The following is a 19,980-nucleotide window of genomic DNA, read 5'->3' as shown; positions in this document are numbered from 1 at the left end:
TCGCGGGCGTCACCGATCGACCAGCGACGCATCCGGAATGCCCCGGAGATCAGCGTAGGATCTGGCTCAGGAACAGTTTTGTACGGGCGTGCTGGGGCGTGGCGAAGAATTCGTTCGGCGTGTTGGCCTCGATGATCTGGCCGGCGTCCATGAACACCACGCGGTTGGCGACCTCGCGCGCAAACCCCATCTCGTGAGTCACGACCAGCATGGTCATGCCCTCTTTCGCCAGGTCGACCATGGTGTCGAGGACCTCCTTGACCATCTCGGGGTCGAGCGCAGAGGTCGGCTCGTCGAACAGCATCACCTTCGGGTTCATGGTCAGCGCGCGGGCGATGGCGACACGCTGCTGCTGGCCTCCTGACATCTGCCCCGGAAACTTGTTGGCCTGGTGCGGGATCTTGACCCGCTCCAGGAATTTCATCGCGGTCTCCTCGGCATCCTTCTTGGGGATGTTACGCACCCAGATCGGCGCCAGCGTGCAATTGTCCAGCACCGTCAGATGCGGGAACAGATTGAAGCTCTGGAACACCATGCCGACCTCGCGGCGCACGGCGTCGACATGTTTGAGGTTGGGGCCGAGCTCGATGCCGTCGACGACGATCTCGCCCTCCTGGAACTCCTCAAGCGCGTTGATGCAGCGGATCAGCGTCGACTTGCCTGAGCCCGAGGGCCCGCAGATCACGATGCGCTCACCCTTCTCGACATCGAGATCGATGTCGCGCAGCACGTGAAAGTCGCCGTACCATTTGTTGAGGCCGGAAATCTTGACGATGGGTTCGGACATGGTGAGCTCGATTAGTTGCGGCGGTGGGCGTTGAGGCGGTGCTCGACGAAGAGCGAGTAACGCGACATTCCAAAGCAGAAGATGAAGTAGATGATACCGATGAAGGCGAATCCGGTGAAGGCGGTCGACGGCGTGGTCCAGACCGGATCGGCGAATGAGGCCCGCAGCGAGCCGAGCAGGTCGAACAGCGCGACGATCGAGACCAGCGAGGTGTCCTTGAACAGCGAAATGAAGCTGTTGACGATAGCGGGAATGACGTGGCGCAGGGCCTGGGGCAGCACGATCAGCGAGGTCGTCTTCCACCAGGACAGACCGAGCGCGGAGGCCGCCTCTCCTTGCCCGCGCGGCACCGCTGCAAGGCCACCACGTAAATTCTCGGCCTGATAGGCGCCGGTGAACAGGGAAACGCCGATCAGGGCGCGCACCAGGCCGTCGACGGTGAAGTTGCCCGGCAGGAACAGGGGCAGCATGTAGGTTGCGAAGAACAGCACCGTGATCAGCGGCACCCCGCGCCAGAACTCGATATAGGTGATCGAGAAGATCCGGATCAGGGGGATGGTCGAACGCCGGCCCAACGCAAGCGCAACGCCGATCGGCAATGACGCCACGATGCCGGTAATTGCAATCACCAGCGTCACCAGGAGCCCGCCCCACAGCCGCGTATCGACGATCGGCAGGCCGCCGCGATCGAGCCCCATCAGCTTGATCACCGCTGCCATTCCGGCGAACGTGGCAAGACTTGCGATCAGTGGTCGGGAACCGGCCCGCGTACCGCCACCGAGCACGAACAGGATCACCGATACGATCACGGCAGTGATCGCGAAGTCGAGCCATGGTCCCTGCCCCGCCGCCAGCATCTGATCGCGCAGCCAGGTAAGTGGAAAGATCACCCAATGCAGCAACGTGCCGACCAGCGCGATGATGCTGCCGATCGCCCAAAGCAGCGGGCCGGCGGCCGAAGTCTTGCTCAGGCCGATCAGAAGCTCGCCGGCTCCGCTGATGCTGTCGGCGAACAATTGCAACAGGCTCGCGACCCAGCTCACGCCGAAGCCGGTGATGCCGCCGCCATGCAGTAGGAAGAATGCGACCGCGGGAAAGGCGAAGAAGAACAGGCCGGCATTCACGCCCTTGGCCGGTAGCCGCGGAATCAGCAGCGGCAAGAGCAGCACCGCGCCCAGCGCGAAGGTCAGGTTGACCCGCCAGCGTTCGACCTCGGGATAGAAACCGTAGAAAAGCTGCGTGAACTTGGCCTGGATGAAGGGCCAGCAGGCCCCGACTGGACGGCCGGCATTCTCGGCGAGGCAGGCCGTGCGGTCCTTGCCGCTCCAGACCGCATCGACCAGCAGGAACTTGATGGTGGGAATGACGGTGTACCAGACCAGCAGCAGGCCAAGGACGGTCAGCAGGATATTGGTCGGCGAGTTCAACAGGCGTGTGCGCACGAAGCCGACAAAGCCAGTGGTCTTCACCGGCGCGGGGCGCTCGGCAACCAGGTCCTGCCGGACAAAGGACGACGCGGCGAGATCGCTCATGCACCGAGGCTCCGGCTGATGCGCCAGCCATAGACGCTCATGATGGCGCTGGTGACGAGCGAGGTCAGGAGATAGACGCCCATCGTCATGGCGATGATCTCAATCGCTTGTCCGGTCTGGCTCAGTGCCGTACCGGCGAACACCGAGACGAGATCGGGATAACCGATCGCGACCGCAAGCGACGAATTCTTGGTCAGGTTGAGGTACTGGTTGGTGAGCGGCGGCACGATCACGCGCATGGCCTGTGGCACCACGATCAGCCGCAACGTCGCGCCTCGGCTGAGGCCCAGCGAGGAGCCCGCCTCCATCTGGCCCTTATGGACCGACAGGATGCCGGCGCGGACGATCTCGGCGATAAAGGCTGCCGTATAGGTCGACAGTCCCACCGTCAATGCGACGAGCTCCGGAATGATCCGCGCGCCGCCGGCGAAGTTGAATCCCTTCAGCTGCGGAAATTCAAACGTGATTGGCAGACCGAACACCAGCATCGTGACGAGCGGCAATCCGACCAGCAATGTCAGCACGTACGGCCAGATCCGGATCGCGCGGCCCTGAGCAAACAGCGCCCGCCGCGCGTAGCTCCGCAACGCCAGCGACGCCACGAGGCCGAGCGCCAGCATGGCAAGGAATGGAACAAGCCCGGGCTGAGCCAGCGGCGACGGCACGATCACGCCGCGATTGTTGAGGAAGAAGGCACTGAAGATCGAAACGCTTTGCCGGGGCGCCGGCAGTGCCGCGAGCACCGCGAGATACCAGAACAGGATCTGGAACAGCAGCGGCAGGTTGCGGATGGCCTCGACATAGAGCCCGCCGACGCGCGACACCAGCCAGTTGGGCGACAATCGGCAGAGTGCGACGACGAAACCGATCACGGTGGCAAAGAAGATGCCGACCACCGAAACCAGCAGCGTGTTCAGGATGCCCACCACGAAGACGCGGAAATAGGTATCAGATCCCGAATAGGAGATCAGGGTCTGATTGACGTCGAAGCTGGCGCTGTTTTTCAGGAACCCGAAGCCCGCGGCGATGTGCTGGGTTTCCAGGTTGGTCCGGGCATTCGAGATGATCTCATAGGCAATCCAGGCCAGGATCGCGCCAAAGACAAGCTGAACGGCGACGCCGTTCCAGCCTGCCTTGCCGCCGAGCGCGCGCCTCAGCTTCAGCGCGAGCTGCGGTGGTGGTTTCCGGGCCTCGACGCCCATCGGCACAGCCTACAGCTTGCCGATCAGCGGATCGGCGGCGCGTATTGCAGGCCGCCCTTGGTCCAGAGGCTGTTGATGCCGCGGCTGATCTTGAGCGGGGAGCCGGCGCCGACATTACGATCGAACGACTCTCCGTAATTGCCGACCGCCTTCACGATCCGGATCACCCAGTCCTTGGTGAGGCCAAGCTGTTCGCCGAGATTGCCGTCGGTGCCGAGCACCCGCTTCAGCTCCGGCTTGTCGGATTTCGCCATTTCGTCGACATTCTTCTGGGTGATGCCGAGCTCCTCGGCCGTGACCATCGCAAACAGCGTCCATTTCACCACGTCGAACCACTGATCGTCGCCGTGGCGCACCATCGGACCCAGCGGCTCCTTCGAAATGATCTCGGGCAGCACGATGTGATCGGCGGGATTCGTCAGCTTCAGGCGGCTGGCATAGAGTCCGGATGAATCGTCGGTGAAGACGTCGCAGCGCCCGGACTCGTAGGCCTTGACCGCTTCGTCGATCGTGCCGAACGCGATCACCTCATACTTCATGTTGTTGGCCTTGAAGTAGTCGGCAAGGTTCAGCTCGGTGGTGGTGCCGGTCTGGACGCAAACGGAGGCGCTGTTGAGCTCCAGCGCGGAATTGACCTTGAGCGACTTCTTCACCATGAAGCCCTGCCCGTCATAATAGGTGACGCCGGTGAAGTTGGCGCCAAGCGAGGTGTCGCGCGAAACCGTCCAGGTGGTGTTGCGCGACAGCACATCGATCTCACCGGATTGGAGCGCCGTGAAGCGGTCCTTGGCCGACAGGGGCACGAACTTGATCTTGGTCGGATCGTTCAAGACCACCGCCGCGATCGCACGGCAGACGTCGACGTCAAGGCCGGTCCAGTTGCCCTTGTCGTCGGGCGAGGAGAAGCCGGGCAGGCCCTGGCTGACGCCGCAGGACAGCATGCCCCGGTCCTTGATGGTCTTGAGCGTTTGCGCGTCGGCGGCTTGGGCAGAGAGGCCGGCGGCGAGAGCAAGGGAGAGAGCCAGGGTTACGCGTTTCATGGGCTGAAGGCCTTTCAAGGTCGTCTCAAGGTCAGGAATGTTGTCTCAGGATCGTCTCTGCCAGGGCAAATCCTACTAGGACCTGCCTTGCAAGAGTCATGCTGGAAAACCTTGCCGAACACTCGCCCATCCCGAGAGGCCATACCCTAATCCCCGCCGCAGGCGCCCGCCATGATGGCTGTGACGCAAGGTCCGGTCAGACGATGGATCGAAGGTCGCGGCTGCCCCTCAACATGCGGCGACTGAATAGCACCCGCGCATCACAGAACGACTGACGAGCCGGGTCAAGGGGTTGACGGGACTCTTCTGTGCTCTGTTATTAACGTCGGCGGTCCTCCAGGCCGTCCCGACCGGCGATCCGCGCCCGGCGGCAACGCGCTTTTTGAAAGCAGACGCATGGATTCCTCGCACCCCGCACAGCAGCATGCCGAAACCCGGCTGGTCACCTCCGGCCGCGACACCAAGGCCCAGAAGGGGTTCGTCAATCCGCCGGTGTTCCACGGCTCGACCGTGCTCTATCCGACCGCCGAGGACCTCCATGCCCATCGCGGCGAGTTCACCTATGGCCGCCACGGCACCCCGACGACGCGGGCATTCCAGGACACGCTGATGGCGCTGGAGGGGCCGCAATGCGCCGGCGTCGGCATCGTGCCGTCGGGCCTGTCGGCGATCTCCACCACCCTGCTCTCGGTGCTGAAGACCGGCGACCATCTGCTGGTCTGCGACAATGTCTACCGGCCTTCGCGCAACTTCTGCAACGGCATGCTCGCCCGCTACGGCGTCGAGACCACCTATTTCGATCCGCTGATCGGCGCCGGCATCGAAAAGCTGTTCAAGCCCAACACCCGCGCCGTGCTGGTCGAGGCGCCCGGCTCGCAATCGTTCGAGATGCCGGACATTCGTGCCATTGCCGAGGTCGCCCATGCGCGCGATGCGCTCGTCATCGACGACAACACCTGGGCAACGCCGCTCTTTCATCGCTCGCTCGAGCAAGGCGTCGACATCAGCATGCAGGCCGCCACCAAATATATCGGCGGCCATTCCGACATCATGTTCGGCACCATCTCGGCCAACGCCAAGGCCTGGCCGCAGATCACGGAAGGCATCCGCCTGCTCGGCGTCTGCGCCGGCCCTGATGACGTCTTCCTCGCGCTGCGCGGCCTGCGCACGCTGTCGGTGCGCCTCGCGCAGCATCATCGCTCCGGCCTCGACATGGCGCGCTGGCTGGCTGGCCGCCCCGAAGTCGCGCGCGTCCTGCATCCGGGGCTCGAGACCGATCCGGGCCATGCGATCTGGAAACGGGACTTCACCGGCGCCTCGGGCTTGTTCAGCATCGTGCTGAAGCCGGCCCCGCAAAAGGCCGTCGACGCCATGCTCAACACGCTGAAGCTGTTCGGCATGGGCTTTTCCTGGGGCGGCTTCGAGAGCCTTGCGATTCCGTTCGATTGCGATGCCTATCGCACCGCCACCAAGTGGGCGCCAGGCGGCCCGACGCTGCGACTCCACATCGGGCTTGAGAGCGTCGACGATCTCAAGGTCGATCTCGATCGCGGCTTTGCTGCCCTCAAAGCGGCAATGTGAGCCTGCTCACAGGGCAAAGCGCCGCGGGAACGAGCAATCGACGCAAACGTTAACGCAGATGCGCCAACAAATGGTTTGAACCTCAAGCAATTGGCGCTAGCCTCACCAGTCGACTCTCATCCGGACACGGAGCATGGGAACGTTGGTTCTACTCGATCTAATGGGCGGCGTAGCGTTGCTGCTGTGGGGCCTGCACATGGTCCAGAGCGGCATCCTGCGTGCCTTTGGCCCCGATCTGCGACGCCTGCTCGGCAAGGCGCTCGGCAACCGCTTCAGCGCATTTGGCGCGGGCCTGGGCCTGACCGCGCTGCTTCAGAGCAGCACGGCGACCGCGCTCCTCACCAGCTCCTTTGCCGCCGAGGGCCTCCTCAGCCTCGTCGCCGCGCTCGCCATCATGCTGGGAGCCAATGTCGGCACGACGCTGATCGTGCAGGCGCTGTCGTTCAATATCGCAGCCATTGCCCCCGTGCTGTTCGTGCTCGGCCTCGTCGCCTTCCGCTCCGGCCCGCGCTCGCGGATCAAGGATATTGGTCGGCTTTTCATCGGCCTCGGATTGATGCTGCTGTCGCTGCATATCCTGCTCGACACGCTGGCGCCGGCGGAGAACGCCCCCGGTGTACGCGTCGTGATGTCGGCCATCACCGGCGACCCCATTCTCTGCATCATTGTCGCCGCGGTGCTCACATGGGCCGTGCATTCGAGCGTCGCCAGCGTGCTGCTGATCATGTCGCTGGCCTATTCGCAGTTCATCACACCCGATGCGGCGCTGGCGCTGGTGCTCGGGGCCAATCTCGGCAGCGCCGTCAACCCCGTGTTCGAAGGCGCAAGGCGCGACGATCCCGCGAGCTATCGTCTCCCGGTCGGCAATCTCATCAATCGTGTCGTCGGCATGGCGCTCGTACTGCCGTTCCTGGGCACGATCGCGGGCCACATGCATGCGTGGCAGCCCGACCCTGCCAAGATGATTGCGGCCTTCCACATCGCCTTCAACGTCGGCACGGCCGTCATCTTCATCGGCTTGCTCGACACCCTGTCGCGCCTGCTGAGCCGCCTGCTGCCCGATCGCGTGCAGGAAACCGATCCGGCCCGGCCGCGCTATCTCGACGAGACCGCGTTGGAGACGCCCTCGCTCGCACTCGCCGATGCCGCCCGCGAGACCCTGCGCATGGGTGATCTCGTCGAAACCATGCTGCGCAAGGTGATGGCCGCGATGATGACGGGCGATCGCTCGCTGGTCGACCAGGTCTCGAAGACGGACAATGTCGTCGACAGCCTCGACGAGGCCATCAAGCTCTATGTCACGAAGCTGACCCGCGGCAGCCTCGACGAGAGCGAGGGCCGGCGCGCGATGGAGATCATCTCCTTCGCCATCAACCTCGAACATATCGGCGACATCATCGACAAGAATTTAAGCGAGCTCGCCACCAAGAAGATCAAGCGGCGCTTCCAGTTCTCGCCCGAGGGTGCCGACGAGCTCGCCGCCTTCCACAAGCGCACGATGGACTCGCTGCGGATCGCCTTCGGCGTGTTCATGTCGGGCGATGCCAACGAGGCCCGCAAGCTGCTGGTGGAAAAGACGGCGCTGAAGAACACCGAGCTCGCGGCGGTCGAACGCCATCTCGACCGCCTGCGCGAGGGCCGCCCCGAGACCATCGAGACCACGTCGCTGCATCTGGACGTGCTGCGCGACCTGCGCCGCATCCACTCGCATATCTGTTCGGTCGCCTATCCCGTGCTGGATGCGGCCGGCGAGCCCTATCGCCGGACCGAGGCGGAGGCCGCCGCCCTGCCCGCGTCAGGCGCGACGGCGCTGCCGCGCTAGGGCCAAGCGAACCAGCACCGCACCCGCGAGAAGCAGCAGTCCCGCCGCGCACAGCAGCGTCGGGGCGATCCACAGGGTCAGGAACGATAGCAGGCGCGCATCCTCGGGCCGCTGCGGATCGTAGGCGATCCCGACCCGTTCGCCATCGGCATAGGGCTGTGCGGTCGAACCCGACGGGGATGTGACGGTCATGGCGCGGCCATCGCGCGTTACGAACTGGAACGTCGGATAGAGAAACGTCCCGCCATGATTTCCGCCGCTTCGTGCGATGGCGCCGGCGAAGCGCGCCTCTGTCTGCTCGGCTCTGGCGAGAAATGCGATCGTGCGACCCAGATCGAAAAGGCCGAGACCGAGCAGGACCAGGCCGACCAAAAGTACCGAGAGATAGAGGACTATCGCAAATTTGCCCATGCTTATCCGGAGATTTGCATGTTCACGCGACCGCGATCAACGCTCCAGCGTCTTCGACGTGCGGCCGCGGTTCTTGATGATCAGCATGATGTTGCGGACATAGATGATCGTCGCCAGTGCCTGCCCGAGGATGATGACGGGCTCTCGCTTCACGACGCCGTAGACCAGCGTCATGAGGCCACCGCCCATCGAGCAGAACCAGAACGCCATCGGCACCACGCTATTGCCGGCGCGCTCGCTCGCGATCCATTGCACCAGGAAGCGCGCCGTGAAGAACAGTTGCGCGACCAGGCCGAAGGCGAGCCAGAAATCGAACTTGGCGACGAAGACATCGTAGAGATAGTTGCTCAGCGCCTGGCCGTATTGGATGATCATGGCTTCACCTCAGTCACTTCCGGCGTCGGCTTTTTGCGGCGGATCAGCCACCACACGCCGGCGAGATCCATGATCCCGATCCACAGCCGGTCGAAGAACCCGTAATTGGATACGCCAGAATGGCGCGGTCGGTCGATCACGTCGACATAGGCGATGTCATAACCTTCGCGGCGGATCAGCGCCGGCAGAAACCGATGCAGCCCGTCGAAATAGGGCATCATCAGGAAGACCTCGCGCCGGAACGCCTTCAGCCCGCAGCCGGTGTCTCGCGTGCCGTCTTTCAGGATGGCGTTGCGGACCTTGTTGGCGACCCGCGACTGGAATTTCTTGAAGCCGGTATCCTTGCGCCCGACGCGTTGTCCCGCGGCAAGCCCGACATTGGCCCCCTTCTCGACCGCCGCGATCAGGTCCGGCAGGAAGGCCGGATTGTTCTGGCCGTCACCATCGAGCGTCGCCACGATCGTGCCGCGCGCCGCGCGAACGCCGCTGCGCACCGCCGCCGACTGGCCGGCCGATTTCGTATGACGCAACTGCCGCAGATTGTCCCGCTGCGCCATGATGCCTGCGAGCCGCTCGCCGGTCGCATCGGTCGAGCCGTCGTTGACATAGATGATCTCATAGGCCCAGCGGTCATCGAGCGCGGCCGTGATCTCCTCGATCAGGGGCGCAATGTTGCCGGCTTCGTTGCGCACGGGGACAACGATGGAAACCGAAGGCTGGGACGACGACAAATCGGGCGCTCGTGGTTGGATTGGCCTGCGACCTGAGGAACCGGCGGCCCCGGCAGGCAGCCGCTTTTATGGGGCGGAGGGGCCGCGGGCAACCCTTTTGAGGCGCCCGGGAAGCGGGCCCGGAAGCGGCACGATGGTGCCGTCGGCCTGGATGGCAAATGCGAGGCGCCGCGCCGCAAACCAGTAGCGGACCGCCATCGCTCCGACCACGCCGACCAGGGCGCCGGCCGTGACGTCGCTCGGGTGATGCGCAAGCAGCACGAGGCGCGTCAGCAGGATCACGATTGCGTAAGTGTACATGAACATGCGCAGGCGTGGCCAAAGCGCCGAGACTGCAAAGGCCAGAGCGAACGCCGTCACCGCATGCCCCGACGGCAGGCTGGCATAAGCCCCCGTGCCCTCGAAGGGGATGAAGTTGAACGGATCGGCCTTGCCGCCGACGAACGGCCGCCCGCGGCCGATGAGATATTTCAGGATCTCGCCGACGAACACCGACACGGCAACGGACAGAAACAGATATTGCAGGCGGGTACCGAAGCCGAGCAGCAGCGCGCGCCGCGTCCCGTGCATTCCGGCAGCAACGAGCGCCGCGATCACCAGCGCAACGCCCAGCACCGAGAGCACATACTCGTCCTGGCCGAAATCGGTGAGGATGCGGATCGGCCAGAGCGCAGGCGTGCCGCGCGCTGGCATCAACTGGATCTCGGTTCGATCGAACGCGAGCATCAGCACGATGACCAGGGCTGCGCCCGCTGCGCTGAGCCACAGCGAATGCCGCGCCAGCTTTCGCGCAGCCGCGGCGCGGCGCGAATGCGAGGGGGTACGCACCAATTGCGCCAGCGCGTGCCGCGCGACCGCGACCAACTGCACGGGATAGCTCGCACGCGGCGCGATGGTGGTGGTAGTCGGCATCCTATTCGGTGCCCTCGGAGCGGAAGATCGAGATCGAGATCGCGCGTCCTTGCGAGAAATTATAGCCGTCGATGCGCGCGCCGACCTTGTAACGCAGCCCTATCGCCTCGGCGCGCTGCACGAAGCTGCGCTCCGAGCGCTGCTCGATCAGCGCAAACCGGCAACTTCCCTGCCTGAGGAAATCGGCCGCGCCAGACCCGTCGGTCAGCAGCGTTTGGCTGCCCGTCAGGAAGACCAGGCTCGGCTCGTGATAGCCGGCGGACGCCGCCTTCGGCCCGACGCAGGTCACGTTGCGCAAGGCGCGCGCGACCTCGATGCTCGGAAACAGCGGCGTCAGCGACGGCAACACGATGCCATAGACCACGACCGCCAGCATCAGCGCCGCGACCAACGCGTTGAGCACCGAGCGCTCGGCGCGATTGTTGTCGTAGAGCCACCAGGCGAACAGGCCGAAGATCAGCGATGCCGCGATGAACGGCCAGGCCACGAAGGCCGGCTGCCGCGTCAGCATCACGGCGCCGACCACAGCGATGATCGAGCCGCCCACGGGAATCGCGAACCACCAGGCCGAGCCGCGCGCCAGCCAGGAGCGTGACAGCACGTTGCGCTCCAGCGCGCCGACGGTGAGGATCGCAATCGCCGGATAGAGCGGCAGCACGTAATGCGGCAGCTTGGTCAGCACCGCCTCGAACACGATCCAGGACGGGATCAGCCAGGCCAGCAGGAATTGCGCGCCGGGTTCGCGCCGCGCCCGCCACACCGCAGGCGCCGCCATCGCCGCGAGCGGCGCACCGGGCCAGAACGTGATCCAGAACAGTGCCAGGTAAATTCCGGGCGGCGCGCCATGGGATTCCTGCGCGCCGATCTTGCTCAGCATGTCACCGCCGACGGAGTCGGCGAAGAAGGCGTCCCCCGCGCGCCAGAAGATGGCGACGAACCAGGGCAGCACCAGCACCAGCATCCACATCAGGCCCCAGACCGGGCGCAGCTTCCACAGCCACGAGGAATCGCGATCCTGGATCGCGAGCGCGACGATGGTCAGGCCTGCGAACATCAGGATCAGCGGGCCCTTGATCAGGATGCCGACAGCGAGCGCGGTCCAGAAGATCGCGGGCCAACTCCACGGTGGATGAGTCTCGTCCTCGGCGCGCTGCCAGGACAGGTAGGCGCGCGCCATCGCGCCCATGGCGGCGACCACGCAGAGCAGCAGCACGGCGTCGGTCTTGGCGAGACGCGCTTCAACGCCGAGCAGCACGGAGGCGGACATCAGCAGCGCGGCTAGAACCGCAGCCCGCCGCGTCACGAAGCCGAGCGCCGTCCAATAGGTCATCAACACCGCGCCGATCGCCCCGATGAGCGAGGGCAGCCGATAGACCCAGATGCGCAATTCGGCCTTCGGCAGCTTCAGTGCCGTCGCGACCTCGACCGCCGCGGATTGCAACCAGTAGATGCCGACCGGCTTTTTGTAACGCACGTCCTCCTGGAAACGGATGTCGACATAGTCGCCGCTCTCGACCATCTGCTTGGTGGCCTGCGCGAAGCGCGCCTCGTCGCGGTCGACCGGCGGAATGGTGAAGAAGCCGGGCAGGAACAGCAGAAGCGCGCACAACACCAGGAAACCCACGGCACGGGCGTGGCTGGCGGTGACAAAGTCGAGCATCAGCACGAGCCGGCTGCCCGGATTCACGGGCGTTTTCGGCTCTCGGGGCGCTCCAAAACGGGGAGTTGGGTAGGTCTCGGCCATTGGTTCCGCTTACGCTGAAACCGCCATCGCTACAACCGCTTAAGCCAGCGTCATTGAATTCGAATGACAACTGTGTCCGCGGCGCCAGTGGCGTCGATCACCGTCAGCCGTGCAAAGCCCGGGCCGGGTGGATCGATCAGGCGCCGGCGCCGTCCGTCGATTTCGCCGAGCGCGGTTCCGTTGACCATGACGGTCATCGGCAACACCCCGCCGGCGACCTTGATAGGCATAGCCGCCGCCTCTGCGCCGCCCGAACGATCCACGTCGATCCGGGAGCCGTTGAGCGGGAACTGGATGTGGAGCGCCTGCTCGCCACCGGTCCGGACGAGGTCCCCGACGGGGCGGAACCGCCTCAAAGGCAACGGCAACTTCGCGTTGCCGGCGACCAGGGTTCCCTTCGGCGGCTTGGGCAGCGGAACCAGCGTCTTGCCGGTGCGTGCAAAAGCATCGAACAGGATGGGCGCCGCGGCGACGCGGCCGATCAGGCCGGGAACTGGCGCGCCATCGGGCCGGCCGACCCAGACGCCGATGGTCATGCGGCCGTCGAACCCGACCGACCAGGCGTCGCGATAGCCGTAGGAGGTGCCGGTCTTGAAGGCGATGCGGTTATGGGCGGCGTTCTCCGGCGGCGGGGTTCCCAACAGCACGTTGCCGACCTGCCAGGCGGCGACCGGATCCAGCAGCCGCAGCGGCTCACGATCATCCTCGGCCGTCATGATCTCGCGCAGCGGCTTGGTGCTGCCGAGCCGGGCAAAGCCCGCATAGAGCTGCGCGAGGTCCTGGAGCGTCACGCCGACGCCGCCGAGGCCCATGGCAAGGCCCGGTGCCTCGTCCTTGGGCAGAATGAGATTGCCGCCGGCTTGCCGCAGCCGCGAGGCCAGCCGGCTGGAGCCGACGCGGTCGAGCAGCACGATCGCCGGCACGTTCAGCGACAATTGCAGCGCCTTCTTCACCGGCACCGTGCCCTGGAACGTCATGTCGAAATTTTCCGGCGCGTAGGAGCCGAAGCGCACCGGGCGATCGTCGATCAGGCTGTCGGGGTGAACAAAGCCATCCTCGAAGGCAAGGCCATAGATGAACGGTTTCAGCGTCGAGCCCGGCGAGCGGATGGCGCGGGTCATGTCGACCTGCCCTGCCCGGCTCTCGTCGAAATAATCCGCCGAGCCGACGCGGGCGAGCACGTCGCCGCTCTCATTGTCGACCACGATGATGCCGACCGAGACGTTCGGCCCCAGCGCAATGGCGCGGTCACGCGCCAAGGGCTCCAGCACCTTCTGAAGACCCGAATCCAGCGTCAGCTTGATGACCGGGGCGTCCTTGACCGTCGCCAGCGCGCTGTCGGACGCATGCGGAGCCAGGATCGGCATCGGCTTGCGCAGCTTCGGCACGGGCGTGGCCTTCGCTTGTCTGGCGTCGTCCGCGCTGACCACATGCTCCTCGACCATGCGGTCGAGCACGCGATCGCGGGCGATGCGCGCAGCTTCCGGATAGCGGTCGAGCCGGCGCGTCTCCGGCGATTGCGGCAGCGCGACCAGCAGCGCCGCTTCCGCCAGCGACAGCCGCTTCGGCTCCTTGCCGAGATAGGCGATCGATGCGGCGCGGATGCCTTCGAGATTGCCGCCATAGGGCGCCAGCGCAAGGTAGAGGTTGAGGATCTCGTCCTTGCTCAGCGCCCGCTCCAGCTCGATCGCGCGCACGATCTGGTGCAGTTTTGCATAGAGCGAGCGCTGCCGCCGCGGCTCCATCAGGCGGGCGAGCTGCATCGAGATGGTCGAGCCACCCGACACGATGTGCCCGCGCGTCGAGAGCTGCAATGCCGCGCGGCCCAGCGCCAGCGGATCGATGCCGTCATGGGTTTGGAAGCGCTGATCCTCGTAGGCGAACAGCAGCTTCAGGTAGGTCGGATCGACATTGGCAGTGGCCTCGACCGGCAGCCGCCAGCGCCCGTCCGCCATGGCGTAGGCGCGCAACAGTTTTCCGTTGCGATCGACAACGGTGGTCGAGACGCGGCGCGCTTCATCGAGCGGCAGCGGGCCGAGGGAATAGACCCAGCCGACGAAGCCGATGATGACGAGGATGAACGAGAGCGCGAGAGCGGAGAGGATACGAAGCCCCCAGCCCCTTGCTCCGTCATGGCCGGGCTTGTCCTGGCCATCCACGTTCTTGCCCACGGCGCCACAGTCCATGGATGCCCGGGACAAGCCCGGGCATGACGGCGGAATATGAGGCGCGGCTTCGTTCATCTCGCCACTCACTTCGCCGCCCGCACCTCGACGGATCCGGTGCCGGTGCGGCCGTAACGCGAGGGATTGTACATGTCCTCGACATAGGCCTGCGGCAGCACATATTTGCCGGGCGAGACCACGCGCACGACATAGGCGACAGTGAACACCGCCTTGGAATCCGAGGCGCGATCCACGGCCGCCGTGAAGCGGTCATCGCGGAACTCGGTATTCTCCGGCTCCGCACCGTCCTCGATCCAGTCCAGCGTGCCGCTGTCGCCCGACGAGACCAGCTTCGGGTTGTCGATCTCCAGACCTGCCGGCAGATAGTCGGACACCATGATGTGGCCGTACTCGGGCTTCGCTTCCGTGACCTTCAACACCACAGCGAAGCGATCGTTCTGCTTGACCTTGCTGATATCGGCGGCCTTGCCGTCGAGCGTGAAATAGTTCCGCTCGATCTTGAAGCCGTTCGACGCGGCCGGCTCCGGCGTGACCGGCGAGCCGGAGACCGAGACCACCGCCTGGATCGGCGCATCGCCGGTGTTGGTGATCTTCAGTGGCTTGCCGCTCAGCGTGTCCGCCTTGTAGCTGCGGTAGAGCGCGGTCTTGATCGGCTGGCCGTCGACCTCCATCGAGAGGTTCTCCTTGGCGAGCGCCCGCGCGGCCAGCACCAACCACGCATTCTCCTGCGTGGAGGTGTAGGGCGTGAGGCCGCGCGCGGTCTCGACCCGTGCGACGGCCTGCGTCAGCGTCGCCTTCGGCGCATTGCCCTCGCTGGCAAGCGAGACGAGAGCTGCGGCATCGCGCAGCTGCGAGCCGTAGTCGGCGCGGCCGAACTCCAGCACCGGCTTAGGCGCGAGGCTGTCGAGCGCGGCGCCATAGACCCGCTCGGCGCGATTGCGGTCACCGACCAGCGCCAGCGCCGCCGCGAGCTGCGACTTCGCGATTGGGGTCGCGAGGTTGTTCAGCTTGGTATCGGCGAGATAACGGAGGTCGCCGATCGGCGCGGCGCCGTTGCGGGCGAGCACGTAGAGGCCGTAAGCGAGATCGCGGCCGCCGTCCTTTTCCGGCTCATTGCCGTTGACCACGGAGTTTCGGATACGGTCGAGCGCGTTCTTGAACAGGATGTCCGGCACCACAAAACCCTTTTCGCGGGCGCGGGTGAGGAAATCCGTCACATAGGCATCGAGCCAAGCATCGTCCCCACCCGCCGACCACAGGCCGAACGAGCCGTTCGAGCCCTGACGGGCCAAGAGCCGCTCGATGGCGTCGCGTATGCGCTGGTCAACCTCGGTGTCCATGGCGAGGTGCGCTCCGGCCGCGAGGTCGTTGACGTAGAGCAGCGGCATGGCGCGGCTCGTGATCTGCTCCGAGCAGCCATAAGGATAGCGATCGAGCGCCTTGAGGATCGTCGCGGCATCAAGCGCGGTCGACAAGCTCGCCGACACCGAGACGCTGCCGGTACCCGGCACGAGGTCGGAGAACATGTCCGAGGTCAGCGTCAGGCTCTCGCCTTTCGCCAGGGTGCGGATCGAGCGCCGCGCCAGCACCTGCGTCGCCGCCTTGACGTCGAAGGCATAGTGACGCGCGAGCGCCAAACCGTTCGGCCCCTTGATGTCGACGTCGAGGGTCGCCTGTCCCGCCGCGGTTGCGTCGAGCGCGAGCGAGAACGAGTTGCGCTGCTTGGCGGCGAGCTTGACCGTGGTGGCGGGATTGCCGGTCATCTTCACCGGGCCGCCCGTCTTCGTGTTGATGACGTAGTCGCCGGCCTGCCCCTCGACATTGTCGATCTCGAGATTGACCGTGCCGTGGTCGCCATTGAGCAGGAAGCGCGGCAGGGTCGTGGTCAGCACCACGGGGTCGCGGATCACAACATCGGTGTTGGCGCGGCCAAGCTTGGTCGCGGTCCACGCCACCGCCATCACGCGCGCGGTGCCGGCGAACTCGGGAATGTCGAAGCTGACCTCGGCGCTGCCGTCGGCGCCGACCGTGACGATGCCCGAATACAGCGCGAGCGGCTTCTGTGCGGGCGGCGAGCCCTGCAGCTCGGCCGCACCGGCGTCACCGCCTGACTTGATCTGGCCGCGCGTACCCGACATGCCGTCGATCAGCTGCCCATAGAGATCGCGGATCTCCGCGCTCAATTGGCGCTGGCCGAGATAGTAATCATCCGGTGCCGGCGGCTTGTAATTTGTGAGGTTGAGGATGCCGACATCGACCGCAGCGATGACCACCTTGGCGTCCTCGCCCGGATTGAGCCCGTCGAGCTTGACCGGGATCTTCAGCGTCGCATTCGGTCGGATCAGCGCCGGCGGCGATAGTTCGACCTGGAGCGTGCGGACCTGCTTGTCGATACCGAACCATTTCAGGCCGATGGCACGACCCGGCATGCGCTGGGCCGCCGCGTCGAGCGGACGGCGCAGCGTCGCTACCACATAGGCGCCGGTGCCCCAGTCCTTGCCGACCGGGAGCTTCACCTGCGCGGTGCCTTCCTTGACGTCGATGGTCTGCGTCGTCAGCAGGCGGTCGCCGACCACGTTGACGGTGAGCTTGCCGGCGGAGCGGACGTTGACCGACACGGTCATGGTGTCGCCGGAAGCGTATTGCGGCTTGTCGATCGAGGTCTCCAGCAGGTCCGGCGTGTCGGCGCTGCCGTCGGAATACCAGCCGACGTCGAACTGCACCGAGGTCACCGGGCCGTCGGCGTCGTTCGACTTCACGTCGAGCCGGTAGCGGCCGGGGCGCGGTGCCAACGAGATGCGGGACGGCTTGTCGGCCGCGATGGTGACGTCACCGTCGGCGACGCGCGAGGTCGATTTGACCGGCTCGTACTCCCAGTAATTATTCTGGCGATACCATTGGTAGCGCGACTCCATCTTCAGGAGCTCGTAGCGGAGGCCGTCGCGGGGAAGCGTCTTGCCCTCGGGCGAGACGAACACGACGTCGAACTCGGCCTTGTCGCCTTCCGCGACGTTCTTGTCGCCGAAGAGCGGTTTGATCCCGATCAGGGCCGTCGCAGGCGCGACCGGCAGCACCAGCTTGCGCTCGACGGCGCGGCCGCCGGTCTCGACCATGCGGACGAAGATCTGCGCTTCCTGCGGACGGGTCGAGGCCGGTTGCTTCTCCAGCGTCACCGGGAAAGTCGCAACGCCATTGGCGTCGGCCTCGGGCAGGTTCTCAAGTGGCGTGCGCTCGTTCGAGGTGGTTTCCTCGTCGGCAACGCCGAACTGGTAGCCGGCAAAGCCCGGACGCTCGGCAGCCGGCGCGATCAGCATGTCGCCCTCGAGCTGGAGGCCGGAGGCTGGCGCGCCATAGAGGAAATGGCCGTCCGCCTTAAGTTCCACAGGAGCGTTAGCTTTGATCAGCTTGTCCTTGGCGGACAAGTCGAATTCGATCCGGTCTGGAACGTAATCCTCGACCATGAACGTGGTCTCACCGATCGAAGACCCCTTCGGATCGGTGAAGGCACGCACCCGCCACGTGCCGGTCGGAACGGCCGAGTTGAGCGGCACGGCGAGCGTGCGGCCGCCGGCGCCCTGATCGGCGAGCACAGCGCGGCGGAATTCGACGCCGTCGGGACGTTCGATCACCATCGTCAGCGGACCGCCGGTGACGGCATTGCCCTGCCCGTCGCGCAGCAGCGCGGTCAGGTAGACGGTCTCGCTGGAGCGATAGACGCCGCGCTCGGCATAGACGAAGGCGTCCGCGCCCGGCGGCACCGTACGGCCCGCGACGCCGCGGTCGCTGAGGTCAAAGGCCGAGGTCTTGAGGCTGAGGAAGGCGTAGTCCGCCTTCTCGCCGGTGACCGTCAGCATCGCCGGCGACAGGCCCCCCTCGCCGCGCGCCAGCCCCGCTTCGAACAGCACGTGGCCGGCATCATCGGTCTTGCGCGTCGCCAAAATCTCGTTGTTGCGGGCGACCAGCCGCACTTCGGCCTTACCGACCGGATCGGTCGAGGCCAGCGAGTTGACGAAGACATGGATGCCGTCATTGCCGGAATAGGCGGTGACGCCGAGATCGGAAACGATGAACCATTGGGTGGCGAGCTGGTAATCATCGTCGCTGCCCGGGCCCTTGGCCGCAGCCGTCATCACATAGACGCCGGGCTGGAGTTCACCCAGCGCCTGATCGACCGGAAACGCGGTGATGACATCCTGGTTCAGGCTCATCGCGGTCACGAGCTCGCCGGACCAGACTTTTACGCCACGCTCGTTGCCGAGATCGCTGAGCTGGTACTTGGACAGCGTCTTCTGGAAGTCGCTGTCGACCACCGTGTTGATCAGGTTGCGGTCGCCGATGCGGAAGACATTGATGTTCACCGCGGGGGTATTGACGCTGACCACGGGAATGCCGCGCTGGCCGGTCCGTGGCAGCACGTAGGCGCGGCTGGTGAAGCGCACGAACGGCTTGCGGTCGCGCACATAGATGTTGAACTCGGCCGATTTCGGCAGACCTTCCTTCACGGTCGACGGCAGGCCGGCGCGCAGATTGACGTTGTAGCGCTCGCCGTGCTTCAGCCCATCGACGCAGAGCTGCTTGCCCTCGGCCGACAGCGCCGGCTTGTCCTGGCCGGCAAGCGCCAGGAACGGTGCGAAGTCGGTGCGCTTGGCGAGCTCCTCCGAGAACTGGAAGCAGGCGCGCGGACTCGCCGAATCCGAGTCCACGGTATAGTCGAGCAGCCGGAAACCGTGCTCGTCGCGCAGCTTCTCGTAATTGCCGCGGACGTCGGCGACCTCGCGCATGTCGAGCGACAGCCTCAGCGAATCCAGCGCCGGCCGCCACAGCTTGCGTTCGGCGAGCGACTTGCCGAGCACGGCGAGCGCATCCGCCTCCTCGCCCGCGTTGCCAGCGCGCTGGTAGGCGATATAGGCGGCGGTCGAGGCGCGCTCCAGCAGGAAGGTCTGCTCGCTCGAGCTCTTCGGGGTGATCTGGAAGATGACTTTTGCGAGCCGCAGCCAGTTACCGGCGTCCTCGGGCGTGGTGGCGGCGATCTGGCCGAGTACCGAGAGCCCGGTGCGGTAATCGTTCCGCCGGAAGGCGGCGTCGGCGTCCGTCTTCAGCGTCGCGTTGGTCTTGGCGACCGGCCCCGCCTCGCTTTTGATCTGGGCTTCCAGCTTGATGGCGGAATCAGCGAGATCGTCGCGCTTGAACGCCTTGTCAGCGGCGTGTGCAGCGCTCAGGCCGAGCGCCAACGTGGCGCAGAAGGTGACGGCGCGAACCAGACCGATCATGAATGGACTCCCGGAAAACGCGGACGATCGCCGCGGCGGCGATAAAGTGCGCGGAAAGGTGACAGACTCAAGGCGATGGAACCAGAGGTGCAAAACGTCGCATTCGCCATGGCGAGGCAGGCCCAGAGGAGACCGATCGCGCTATCGCCGCGCACGCCGTCCTGAGGCGCAGCAATACCGGACCAGTCGGCCGGCAGCCGTGTCCCGGAAGCTAGCCAGCGCTGCCGGCGACGTGATCCGTCGTCCAGTTCGCTGCCGCTCAACCCGGCACCCTGACACTCCACCGTTCCGCTTTGTCGCTCCGGGGGCGAAAACGGTTCGGTTCAGGCTTGGCGAAAGACCAGATTTTTCATATTGGCATGTGATATGAACAGCCGGCTCCCAAAC

Annotated in this window: 13 protein-coding genes; 2 read left to right on the top strand and 11 right to left on the bottom strand. The window is 65.4% G+C overall.

All coding sequences use genetic code 11. The features are described from left to right. Window positions 1-49: 49 nt before the first annotated feature. The 4 genes from JQ587_RS27700 to JQ587_RS27685 are packed head-to-tail and all read right to left on the bottom strand — an operon-like array spanning window position 50 to window position 4,561. Window positions 50-787 carry an amino acid ABC transporter ATP-binding protein gene (locus JQ587_RS27700; protein ID WP_249149155.1) on the bottom strand — a complete coding sequence of 246 codons (738 nt, stop codon included), beginning with the start codon at window positions 785-787 and terminating at the stop codon, window positions 50-52. 11 nt (window positions 788-798) lie between these two features. After that, on the bottom strand, window positions 799-2,319 hold the full coding sequence (locus JQ587_RS27695; protein WP_212427408.1) for an amino acid ABC transporter permease: 1,521 nt from the start codon (window positions 2,317-2,319) through the stop codon (window positions 799-801). Then, entirely contained in the window at window positions 2,316-3,521 is a 1,206-nt protein-coding gene (locus JQ587_RS27690; RefSeq protein ID WP_212303705.1) for an amino acid ABC transporter permease, read from the bottom strand. Before JQ587_RS27690 ends, JQ587_RS27695 begins: the two co-directional genes overlap by 4 nt. A gap of 23 nt (window positions 3,522-3,544) precedes the next feature. Then, the gene (locus JQ587_RS27685; RefSeq protein WP_212427407.1) at window positions 3,545-4,561 is read right to left on the bottom strand and encodes an amino acid ABC transporter substrate-binding protein; all 1,017 of its coding nucleotides are present in this window, start codon (window positions 4,559-4,561) and stop codon (window positions 3,545-3,547) included. Window positions 4,562-4,957: 396 nt separating this feature from the next. Between JQ587_RS27685 and metC the strand changes: the two genes are divergently transcribed. After that, the gene (gene metC / locus JQ587_RS27680) at window positions 4,958-6,142 is read left to right on the top strand and encodes a cystathionine beta-lyase (RefSeq protein ID WP_212303707.1); all 1,185 of its coding nucleotides are present in this window, start codon (window positions 4,958-4,960) and stop codon (window positions 6,140-6,142) included. Between the two features lie 133 nt (window positions 6,143-6,275). Continuing rightward, window positions 6,276-7,964: a Na/Pi cotransporter family protein gene (locus tag JQ587_RS27675; RefSeq protein WP_212427406.1), complete on the top strand. Its 1,689-nt coding sequence runs from the start codon at window positions 6,276-6,278 to the stop codon at window positions 7,962-7,964. Here the strand turns inward: JQ587_RS27675 and JQ587_RS27670 are convergent. The 7 genes from JQ587_RS27670 to JQ587_RS27640 form a co-directional block, all read right to left on the bottom strand. Next, window positions 7,938-8,375, bottom strand: a complete 438-nt coding sequence (locus tag JQ587_RS27670) for a DUF3592 domain-containing protein (protein WP_212427405.1) — start codon at window positions 8,373-8,375, stop codon at window positions 7,938-7,940. The genes JQ587_RS27675 and JQ587_RS27670 overlap by 27 nt on opposite strands. Before the next feature lie 36 nt (window positions 8,376-8,411). Next, window positions 8,412-8,750, bottom strand: a complete 339-nt coding sequence (locus JQ587_RS27665; RefSeq protein ID WP_183239273.1) for a lipid-A-disaccharide synthase N-terminal domain-containing protein — start codon at window positions 8,748-8,750, stop codon at window positions 8,412-8,414. Next, window positions 8,747-9,481: a glycosyltransferase family 2 protein gene (locus JQ587_RS27660; RefSeq protein WP_212427404.1), complete on the bottom strand. Its 735-nt coding sequence runs from the start codon at window positions 9,479-9,481 to the stop codon at window positions 8,747-8,749. The genes JQ587_RS27665 and JQ587_RS27660 overlap by 4 nt, the downstream gene beginning before the upstream one ends. A gap of 66 nt (window positions 9,482-9,547) precedes the next feature. Continuing rightward, window positions 9,548-10,393, bottom strand: a complete 846-nt coding sequence (locus JQ587_RS27655) for a phosphatase PAP2 family protein (RefSeq protein WP_212427403.1) — start codon at window positions 10,391-10,393, stop codon at window positions 9,548-9,550. Window position 10,394: 1 nt separating this feature from the next. Then, window positions 10,395-12,137, bottom strand: coding sequence for an ArnT family glycosyltransferase (locus tag JQ587_RS27650; protein WP_212427402.1), 1,743 nt, complete (start codon window positions 12,135-12,137; stop codon window positions 10,395-10,397). 50 nt (window positions 12,138-12,187) lie between these two features. Then, a complete protein-coding gene (pbpC, locus tag JQ587_RS27645; RefSeq protein WP_249154557.1) occupies window positions 12,188-14,323 on the bottom strand; it encodes a penicillin-binding protein 1C in 2,136 nt (711 codons plus the stop codon). A gap of 65 nt (window positions 14,324-14,388) precedes the next feature. Then, window positions 14,389-19,593 carry an alpha-2-macroglobulin family protein gene (locus JQ587_RS27640; RefSeq protein ID WP_212427401.1) on the bottom strand — a complete coding sequence of 1,735 codons (5,205 nt, stop codon included), beginning with the start codon at window positions 19,591-19,593 and terminating at the stop codon, window positions 14,389-14,391. Window positions 19,594-19,980 lie beyond the last annotated feature (387 nt).

It is taken from the genome of Bradyrhizobium manausense (genome assembly GCF_018130615.1).
Lineage (GTDB): Bacteria > Pseudomonadota > Alphaproteobacteria > Rhizobiales > Xanthobacteraceae > Bradyrhizobium > Bradyrhizobium manausense_A.
This window is presented reverse-complemented; position numbering and strand designations above follow the sequence as displayed.

Bases quoted from the DNA above. Each gene is read 5' to 3' on its own strand.
- metC (WP_212303707.1), top strand. From the start codon at position 4,958: ATGGATTCCTCGCACCCCGCACAGCAGCATGCCGAAACCCGGCTGGTC.
- JQ587_RS27640 (WP_212427401.1), bottom strand. From the start codon at position 19,593: ATGATCGGTCTGGTTCGCGCCGTCACCTTCTGCGCCACGTTGGCGCTC.
- JQ587_RS27670 (WP_212427405.1), bottom strand. From the start codon at position 8,375: ATGGGCAAATTTGCGATAGTCCTCTATCTCTCGGTACTTTTGGTCGGC.
- JQ587_RS27685 (WP_212427407.1), bottom strand. From the start codon at position 4,561: ATGAAACGCGTAACCCTGGCTCTCTCCCTTGCTCTCGCCGCCGGCCTC.
- JQ587_RS27675 (WP_212427406.1), top strand. From the start codon at position 6,276: ATGGGAACGTTGGTTCTACTCGATCTAATGGGCGGCGTAGCGTTGCTG.
- JQ587_RS27690 (WP_212303705.1), bottom strand. From the start codon at position 3,521: ATGGGCGTCGAGGCCCGGAAACCACCACCGCAGCTCGCGCTGAAGCTG.
- JQ587_RS27700 (WP_249149155.1), bottom strand. From the start codon at position 787: ATGTCCGAACCCATCGTCAAGATTTCCGGCCTCAACAAATGGTACGGC.
- pbpC (WP_249154557.1), bottom strand. From the start codon at position 14,323: ATGGACTGTGGCGCCGTGGGCAAGAACGTGGATGGCCAGGACAAGCCC.
- JQ587_RS27650 (WP_212427402.1), bottom strand. From the start codon at position 12,137: ATGGCCGAGACCTACCCAACTCCCCGTTTTGGAGCGCCCCGAGAGCCG.
- JQ587_RS27655 (WP_212427403.1), bottom strand. From the start codon at position 10,393: ATGCCGACTACCACCACCATCGCGCCGCGTGCGAGCTATCCCGTGCAG.
- JQ587_RS27665 (WP_183239273.1), bottom strand. From the start codon at position 8,750: ATGATCATCCAATACGGCCAGGCGCTGAGCAACTATCTCTACGATGTC.
- JQ587_RS27695 (WP_212427408.1), bottom strand. From the start codon at position 2,319: ATGAGCGATCTCGCCGCGTCGTCCTTTGTCCGGCAGGACCTGGTTGCC.